This window comes from Pseudomonas sp. (assembly GCF_026224925.1).
Taxonomy (GTDB): Bacteria; Pseudomonadota; Gammaproteobacteria; order Pseudomonadales; family Pseudomonadaceae; genus Aquipseudomonas.
The window spans coordinates 1-7,474 of record NZ_JAMFRV010000249.1; the positions used below are offsets into that span (position 1 = coordinate 1).

7 protein-coding genes are annotated in these 7,474 nt (G+C 58.0%); 1 reads left to right on the forward strand and 6 read right to left on the reverse strand.

The window, feature by feature from the left end; all coding sequences use genetic code 11:
- The 6 genes from M0974_RS10840 to exbB all read right to left on the reverse strand — a co-directional run.
- Positions 1-1,382, reverse strand: a 1,382-nt coding sequence (locus M0974_RS10840; RefSeq protein WP_297836097.1) for an aminoacyl-tRNA deacylase and HDOD domain-containing protein, incomplete at its 3' end; no start/stop codon positions are given.
- Positions 1,383-1,458: 76 nt separating this feature from the next.
- A complete protein-coding gene (recG, locus tag M0974_RS10845) occupies positions 1,459-3,534 on the reverse strand; it encodes an ATP-dependent DNA helicase RecG (RefSeq protein WP_297836099.1) in 2,076 nt (691 codons plus the stop codon).
- Positions 3,535-3,542: 8 nt separating this feature from the next.
- Positions 3,543-4,466, reverse strand: coding sequence for a hydrogen peroxide-inducible genes activator (locus M0974_RS10850; protein ID WP_297836100.1), 924 nt, complete (start codon positions 4,464-4,466; stop codon positions 3,543-3,545).
- Positions 4,467-4,545: 79 nt separating this feature from the next.
- A complete protein-coding gene (locus M0974_RS10855) occupies positions 4,546-5,304 on the reverse strand; it encodes an energy transducer TonB (protein WP_297836102.1) in 759 nt (252 codons plus the stop codon).
- A complete protein-coding gene (gene exbD, locus M0974_RS10860) occupies positions 5,301-5,729 on the reverse strand; it encodes a TonB system transport protein ExbD (RefSeq protein ID WP_297836103.1) in 429 nt (142 codons plus the stop codon). Before exbD ends, M0974_RS10855 begins: the two co-directional genes overlap by 4 nt.
- A 3-nt stretch (positions 5,730-5,732) precedes the next feature.
- Positions 5,733-6,704: a tonB-system energizer ExbB gene (exbB, locus tag M0974_RS10865; protein WP_297836104.1), complete on the reverse strand. Its 972-nt coding sequence runs from the start codon at positions 6,702-6,704 to the stop codon at positions 5,733-5,735.
- Positions 6,705-6,926: 222 nt separating this feature from the next.
- On the opposite strand from exbB, the gene M0974_RS10870 reads away from it, so the two are divergent.
- Positions 6,927-7,474: NAD-dependent epimerase/dehydratase family protein (locus M0974_RS10870; RefSeq protein ID WP_297836106.1), on the forward strand; the 548-nt coding region annotated here is incomplete at its 3' end.

The following is a 7,474-nucleotide window of genomic DNA, read 5'->3' on the forward strand; positions in this document are numbered from 1 at the left end:
GATGCCAGTTCGCGCAGCAGTACTTCGGCTTCCAATACTTTTTTCACGGCTTCTTCAGCTTTTTCGCGTGACAGGCCAAGGCGCTCGAACAACTCGTCCGGGATGCTTTCTTCCGGCCCTGAGCCAATGCCGTGTTTACGCAGCAAGCGCACTGTCAGGCACACCAGGTTCGCGTATTCGCTGTGATCGCCCGCATACGTTGGATCGTGCTGGAAGCGCAGCGCGGTTGCCAGCTCGTTTGGCATGTCCCAATAGCGCATCAACCAGGCACCAATCTGTTCGCGGCTGATGCCCAGCAGGTGCTGTTCGACATAGCTGTGGCACAGGTGCGGATTCACTTCCAGATGGCGGCAAATCAACGAGAAATGCGGCGGGAAGACGTGAGCCAGCAACAGGTAACCAAAGTTATGCAGCAGGCCCGCCAGGTACGTCAGGCCCGCTTCCGGGCGCTGGGCGCGGGGCATGGCGCGAGTCAGGCCTTCGATCACGGCGGCTGTGTAGATCGACTGTTGCCAGTACGGCGTGGTGTGTTGCGGATGATCCTTGGGCAGGCTCAAGGTTTTACCCAAGGCCAGCCCCAGCGCCAGGTTGATCACCAGATCGAAACCCAGCACTCGAACAATGGCGTCTTCCACAGAGCGGATTTTGCCGGGCGATGCGTAGTAAGGCGATGCCGCCCAACTGACCACTTGTGCAGCCAGCGCGGGGTCGGTTTCGACCACGCCGGTAATGTCATCGATGGTCGCGTTTGGGTCGACCCGCAACTTGATTATTTTTTGTGCAGTTTCCGCCAGAGGTGGAATCTCCAGCGTCGCCTCCAGACGTTGCTGGATGCGGCGCGCAGTGAACGCGTGCATGGCCTGAATGATTTCTTCGCGGTCATCGTCCGGACGGTCAAGGTTCGGCCGGATGGTGCTCAGCGGTTCACCAAAAGTAGCCGCGCTGGCTTTACTCACCATGCCTTTGAAGTCTTCGCTGGATATTTCCAGCAGCACACCCGGTTCCCCGGAGCTAATCAACAGCATGGGCTCTTGCAGCAGTCGTTCTTCGTATAGGCATGGCGTGCCGTTCAACGCAGGCAAGCCCGGCACCAGGCTGCGGTTATGTCGGCCAAGCAAGCGCTCAAGGCGATTTTGCGGCACCGCGGTCAGTTTGCGGCCGGTCAACTCGAAGAGGCGATTGAGGTCCAGCAAGTGGTTTTGCGGGAACAGCACCAACAATGCGCCCACAGCATCTTCAACCAATACGGCCTGAAGTTTCCTGGACGCAGGAAGGCTATCGTCATCCGTGACGTCGCGGTAACTGATGGCTAGTTTGCCCAGCAGTGACCGGATGACAGACGGGGCAAGTGGGATTTCATCGACGAAGGCAACTTCTGTCATGGTCTGTATCCAAGTTCGTACAATCGAGGGAGTATAACCAGCTTGATTATTTCTGCATTGTTATTGGCTGACACTCTTAAACCTGTCCATATTGCTGGCCATGGCGCAGCCAGCGATCCAGCAGTGGGCTTACATGATTCGGCCAGCGTTCCAGCAGCGCCTGGGCTGCGTCACGGACAGCGGGGAGTAGATCCGCATCACGCATCAAGTCGGCGACCTTGAACTGCAGTAAGCCCGTCTGCCGGGTGCCGAGCATCTCGCCCGGGCCGCGCAGTTCTAAATCTTTTTCGGCGATAACGAAACCATCATTTGTTTCACGCATGATACCAAGGCGTTGACGGCCTATCTGCGACAAGGGCGGATGATAGAGCAGGACGCAGTGACTTGCAGCCGTTCCCCGACCCACACGTCCGCGCAATTGGTGAAGTTGCGCCAGACCGAGCCGCTCGGGGTTTTCGATAATCATCAGGCTGGCGTTGGGTACATCCACGCCTACTTCGATCACCGTGGTCGCGACTAGCAACTGCAGTGCGCCTTGTTTGAACTCCGCCATCACCGCGGCTTTCTCTGCGGGCTTCATCCGCCCGTGAATCAGGCCTACGCGTAATTCACCCAGGGCACCGGTCAGTTCCTGAAAGGACGTTTCGGCAGCCTGGCAGGTCAATTCTTCAGACTCTTCGATCAACGTGCACACCCAATAGGCTTGGCGTCCCTCAGCGCAAGCAGCGCGCACTCGCTCGACCACCTCGACACGGCGAGTGTCGACCACCAGCACCGTATTGACCGGCGTGCGGCCCGGTGGAAGCTCGTCGAGGATCGACGTATCGAGGTCCGCGTAGGCGCTCATGGCCAAGGTGCGCGGGATCGGAGTTGCGGTCATGATCAACTGGTGCGGGCACATCAGCCCGCCGACACCCTTCTTACGCAGGGCCAGGCGTTGCTGCACGCCGAAGCGATGCTGTTCGTCGATGATGACCAGCGCCAAGTTCTTGAACTGCACTTCGTCCTGAAACAACGCATGGGTGCCAACAACCATTGACGTGCCGGTAGCAATTTGCTCCATGGCCGAGGCCCGTGCCTTGCCTTTGAGTTTGCCCGCCAGCCACGCGACATCGATGCCCAGCGGCTCAAGCCAGCGTTTGAAATTGACGTAATGCTGTTCGGCAAGGATTTCAGTGGGCGCCATCAGCGCCACTTGGTAACCCGCTTCTAGCGCCTGCAAGGCGGCGAGGGCTGCGACGACGGTCTTCCCTGCACCCACATCGCCTTGAATCAAGCGCAGCATCGGTTCTGGCTGGCTGAGGTCGTAGGCGACTTCCTTACCCACCCGTTGCTGCGCGCCGGTCGGAGTGAAACCGAGGTTGGCGAGGAATTTCCCCGGAAGCTTTTTTGCGACGGGCAACACCGGTGCCCGTTGCGAGCGAAGGCTTTCACGCAAGCGCTGCTGCGACAGCTGATGCGTCAACAGCTCTTCGAACGCTAAGCGGTGTTGAGCCCAGTGATGGCCAATAGCGAGTTCTTCGAGGTCGGCATCGGCAGGGGGGTGATGCAAATAACGAATGGCATCGTCGAGCGGCGCCAATTGGTAATCACGTGCCAACTCTTCGGGGAGCCAGTCTGGCAGGCTTTTAGGGCCGAGCAACGCCAAGCTTTGTTGGCACAGCTGGCGCAGCCGTTGCTGGGTCAGGCCTTCAGTGGTCGGGTAGATCGGCGTGAGGGTCTGTTCCACCGGGATTTGATCGTTGCCGGTCAGCGCCCGGTACTCCGGGTGATAGATTTCTAGTCCGGATGCCCCAGGCCTGGCCTCGCCGAAACAACGCAAGTGCGTGCCGCGTTTCATTCCGTCTTTTTGCGCGTTGCTGAAATGATAGAAGCGCAGGCTGAGCACGCCGCTGCCGTCGCCGAGCCGTACCAACAGGCTTCGGCGCTTGCCCATCACGACATCGGCCCCGCTGACGACGCCTTCGATCACCGCATCCTGCCCCGGGCGCAGCTCGCCGATCGGTACGATGCGGGTTCGATCCTGATAGCGCAGGGGCAAGTGGAACAGCACGTCTTGAAGGTTTTCCAGGCCGACCTTGCTCAGCTTTTCAGCCATGGCCTCGCCGACCCCTTTTAGCGCCGTGACAGAGACTTTAGACAGCTCGCTCATGGTTGGGCTTAGCTCGCTTCAACTTTCGGCCGAGCCACTGAGCACAAACGTACGGAGTCAGCGAGAATCTCGATTGCTTTAGGCCGCGGGAAGCTGGCGCGCCAGGCGATGGCGACCGTGCGGAACGGTACCGGAGGCGTCAGCGGACGAACTTCGATGATGCCCGGAGCGTAGTGGTGGCTGTCGACCGCCGACATCGGCAGGATCGAAATCCCTAGGCCTGAGGCAACCATGTGGCGAATGGTTTCCAGCGAACTGGATTCCACAGTGGTGTGCCTTGCGCTTTCGCTGCCTTTGGCCAGCGTCGGGCACGCTTCAAGTACCTGATCACGAAAGCAGTGGCCTTCGCCAAGCAGCAGCAGGCTTTTATCGTTCAGCGCCGCAGCATCAATGGATTCTTTCTTGGTCCACGCATGGTCCGCGGGCATCAGGACATAGAACGGTTCGTCGTACAGCGGCAAGGTCAAAACGTCCGCTTCGTTGAACGGAAGCGCGATGATAATCGCGTCCAGCTCGCCGTTACGCAGTTTGTCGCGGAGTACGTGGGTGAAGTTTTCTTCGATGTACAACGGCATTTGCGGGGCGACCCGGTGCAGTTGTGGAATCAGGTGCGGAAACAAATAAGGACCAACGGTGTAGATGGCCCCGACTTTGAGTGGCGCAGTCAGCTGGTTCTTACCGGCTTGGGCCAATTCGCGAATGCCTTGGGCCTGCTCAAGCACCTTTTGCGCTTGGGCGACGATGCCTTCGCCGACCGGTGTCAAACGAACAGCACTCTTGCTGCGCTCGAAAATCAGCACACCGAGTTCGTCTTCAAGCTTTTTGACGCCCACCGACAGTGTCGGTTGGCTGACATGGCAGCGTTCAGCTGCATGGCCAAAATGTTGTTCTTGGGCAAGGGTAACGATGTAGCGCAATTCTGTAAGGGTCATAGCGTGCGTCCATTAGGTTGCCGCCCCAGCATAGCGGCTGGAATCGATAGACGCACGTTATCAACTGTTCTCAATTCAATCAAAAACGCGATTTAGCGTCCTTCAACGTGTAGTTGAAGGGGGCAGTGACCTCAACTGAACCGTTTTTCAGAATTTCACTCGGTGGTTTCGGCAACGGCTGTGCTCGACGAATCATTTCCAGCGTGGCCCTGTCCAGCGAAGCGTTGCCCGATGTTTGAGCAATCGAAACCGACACGACTTTGCCTTCAGCATCTACCTCGAAGCGTAAACGAGTGGAACCGACGATGTTGCGACGACGGGCATCTTCCGGGTAACGCTGATATTTACCCAGATGCTGCTGCAGATCACCTTGCCACGAACGTTTGGCGTTGCTGTCTGACGGCACGCTAGGCGGCTGAGGTGGTGTGTCCGACTTTACCGGCTGCGAAATGATCGGTGGAGTGTCGACCGGTTTTTCCTCAACTGGTTTTTCTGGCTGCGGTTTGGGTTTTTCTTGTGGCTTTGGCGGTTTTGGTTTGACTTTGGGCTTGACCGGTTTGGGAATGGCAATCTCCGGTTTCGCAGCCTCCGCCAACGCCGGTAAGGGCAGTTCTTCAACCGGTGCGGGTGGCTGGGGTGGCTGCACGACCTTAGGCGGCGCAGGTGTCGGCGCGGGCGCTGGCATCGGCGCCAACTCGACCATCATGGCGGCTGGAGGCAATTCGACTACCTGCGGCGCCGACCAGCGCAGCGCGATAATGATCGCAACGGCGTGAACGGCGAGCACCAACAACAGACTGCCGCTGTAGCGCGTCAGTTTTTGGCGCAGAGTCATCATTTCTTACCAACCGTCTCAAGACCCACCAAGCCGATTTTCAGATAACCAGCGCTTCGCAGTGAATTCATGACATCCATCAAATCGCCGTAATCCACGCCTTTGTCGGCCTGGAAGAAGATAGTGGTGTCTTTTTTACCCTTGGTCTTGGCGTCCAGAATTTGTCCAAGCTGTTCGCGGCTGACTTTGTCTTCACCCAAAAACAGGCTCTGATCGGCTTTGACGCTAAGGAACAGTGGCTTTTCGGGTCGAGGCGCTGGCTTGGATGTTGAAGCGGGCAGGTCGACTTTGATGTCCACCGTCGCCAGAGGGGCCGCGACCATGAAAATAATCAGCAGCACCAACATGACGTCGATAAAAGGCGTGACGTTGATTTCGTGGTTCTCGACGAGATCGTCGCCGCCACTTTCGTTTAGATGCAGGCCCATTGCTTACCCCACTCTTACCACGTGCGGCTGCGGGCTACGTTCCGCCGGCAGGTGGTCAAGGTCGCGGCTAACCAGCAGCAGTACTTGTGCTGAAGCATCGGAAACTTGAGCTTTGTAACCCGCGATGGAGCGTGCGAATACGTTGTAGATCACTACCGCCGGAATAGCGGCTACCAAGCCTAGCGCGGTTGCCAGCAGGGCTTCGGCAATGCCGGGTGCGACCACCGCAAGGTTGGTGGTTTGGGTCTTGGCGATGCCGATGAAGCTGTTCATGATGCCCCACACAGTACCGAACAGACCCACAAACGGCGCAGTAGAACCGATGGTAGCCAGTACGCCGGTGCCATTGCTCATGTTGCGACCGCAGGCGGCTACAAGCCGTTCCAGGCGGAAGCTGACGCGCTCTTTGATGCCTTCACGTTCGCGGCTGTTGGCGGAAAGGCGCATCTCTTCGAGGGCATCGTGGACCAGCAGATGCGCCAGGGTGCCTTCTTTACGAGCGCTGTCGCTTGCTTCTGTGAGGGTTCGGGCTTTTTTCAGCGTGGCGATTTCACTGCGCAGGCGACGTTTGGCGCCCAACAGCTCAAATCCTTTGGCGATCCAGATTGTCCACGTGATCACTGAAGCAATGGCCAAGCCGATCAGCACGGCTTTCACGATGATGTCGGCGTGTTGGTACATACCCCATGGCGACAGATCGTTGGCCATGCCAAGGCTGTTGTCCTCAGCGGAGGTCGCGGGCTCGAGCGCTTCGGCGGAGAGATCGCTCTGCGCCTGGACCGGGGCAATTACCGGGTCTGCGGGGTTGTGTGCGGGTGCTGCGGAGTGCGTCGCCGCGGGAGTTGTCGCCGCCGGTTCATCGGCGAAAGCGCTAGGGGCGATTAGCAAGCTAAGCATCAGGACAGCAATACCGCGCCATGCGCGGGGCAGGCTGGCAAACTTGGTTGGCGTAGCGGGGGGTTGAATACGTGTCATGCTGGCCGGACCTGAGAGAAATAAGAGGGTTGCGCTCTACATCGGGGTTAGTCGAAAGACCGCGAGAGGAGAACAAACGGGTAGGTATTATTGCAAATAATTCTTGTTAACAAAAGTAACGCGTTATCTTTTTTCTTTGAGCCGCAATGACTTTGTTAAATTTAGCGATCCTTTCAGGTCCTCTATCGTACCTTCGTCGCACGTTTATCGTGGAGATCCAAGATGTCTGCCCCTTCTGTTTTAATTGCTGGTTGCGGAGACGTAGGAAGTCGTTTGGCTAGCCAATTACTGGCCCATAGTTGGAACGTGTTTGGCCTGCGCCGATCCATTTCACTTCTGCCTGCGGGGGTTGTGGGGGTTGCGGGTGACTTGTTTGACGCACGCTGCCCCACGGATTGGCCGACCTCGCCAATCGACTACCTGGTGTATAGCGCTGCCGCTACTGACCACGATGAAGCCGGCTATCGGGCCGCTTACATCGACGGTCTGGGTCATGTATTGAGTTGGCTCAAGCAGCATAGACAGCAACCTAAACGTTTGCTGTTTGTGTCTAGCAGCAGTGTTTACGGGCAGCAGCACGGCGAGTGGGTCGACGAGTCTTCGCCTACCCAGGCGCTGGGCTATTCGGGGCGATTGATGCTTGAGGCTGAGCAACTGGCGTTGGGCAGTGGTATTCCCGCCAGTGTGGTGCGGCTGACCGGTATTTACGGCCCGGGCCGCGAGTGGTTGTTGAGTCAGGTGCGTCAGGGCTATCGCGTTGCGACCGAGCC